We start from the raw sequence: 1216 nt of genomic DNA, 5'->3' as shown, positions 1-1216 counted from the left end.
GTGGACGACCAGGTGATCCGACCGAGCATGTTGCACAAGGAGAGCAGGGCGACGAACCCTGCGGCGGCGCCGCTGGCCACGGGCGTCGAGGTGTTGGCGAAGAAGCTCGTGATCATCGGCGCGGCCTTCTCGAGGATGCCGATGCCCGCGGTCACGTTCATGCACAGCACCACCCACAGACACCAGAACTGCGGCGTGCGGATCGCGTTGTTCGCCGAGACGTCGGCCGTGGTGATCAGCGGCCGGCCGGTGACCGCCTCGGGGCTCCACCCGGCCGGGCGCCAGTCAGGCGCCGGCACCCGCACCAGCAGGACGCCGAACGACATGAAGGCCGCGTACACCAGGCCATGCACCAGGAAGGTCCGCGCGATGCCGCCCGTGTCGGTGCCGAAGGCCGACAGCATCTCGGCCGACCAGGGCGAGGCGATGAGCGCACCTCCACCGAACCCCATGATGGCGATGCCGGTCGCCATGCCGGGCCGGTCGGGAAACCATTTGATGAGCGTCGACACGGGTGAGATGTAGCCGATGCCCAGCCCGATGCCGCCGACGAAGCCGTAACCGAACACGACGAGCCAGTACTGCTCGAGCGCCATGCCCAGCGAGGCGATCAGAAAGCCGGAGGAGAAACACGTCATCGAGACGAACATGGCCCACCGCGGGCCCTTGCGCTCGACCATGGTGCCGCCGAACGCGGCGGACAGGCCCAGCATCACGATGGCTATCTGGAACGGCAGCGCGCTGGCGGTCCCCGACAGGTCGAGGGAGGACTCGAGCGGCGGCTTGAAGACGCTCCACGCGTACGCCTGGCCGATCGCCAGGTGAACCGAGAGCGCCGCCGGAGGGATGAGCCAACGACTCCACGATGGAGGCGCCACCGTCCGGGACTTGTCGAGAAAGGTTCCAACACCAGTGCTCAAGCCGGTCACCTCCGCGGGGAACAAGGACCGGAAAGAGACGGTATACGGTATTCGACCCGACCGAAAGACCCGATCTCCTCAGCGCCCCTGCTCATCCCCGAGCCACGGGCGATGCCGTCACCGGCGAGGGATCCACGTGGCGGAACGCAGGCGGCGTGACCAGACCTCCGACCCCAAGCCGGACGGGTACCGTTGGACCATGTATGCCTGTTCGGTTATATTACTAGCGGTGCAACTACCTGACCGGGTGGGATCACGCCTCCCGCGGTGGCTCGCCCCGGCTCCGGACGGGCGGC

At 67.6% G+C, this 1216-nt stretch carries 1 protein-coding gene; it reads right to left on the bottom strand.

The window, feature by feature from the left end; all coding sequences use genetic code 11:
- A partial coding sequence (locus HKK72_RS39385) for an OFA family MFS transporter (protein WP_187239449.1) occupies nucleotides 1–920 on the bottom strand: 920 nt, incomplete at its 3' end.
- Nucleotides 921–1216 lie beyond the last annotated feature (296 nt).

The sequence above is a fragment of the Actinomadura sp. HBU206391 genome, from assembly GCF_014323665.1.
GTDB lineage: Bacteria > Actinomycetota > Actinomycetes > Streptosporangiales > Streptosporangiaceae > Actinomadura_C.
The sequence above is the reverse complement of the archived record's forward strand: the minus strand, read 5'-3'. Positions and strand labels throughout refer to the sequence as shown.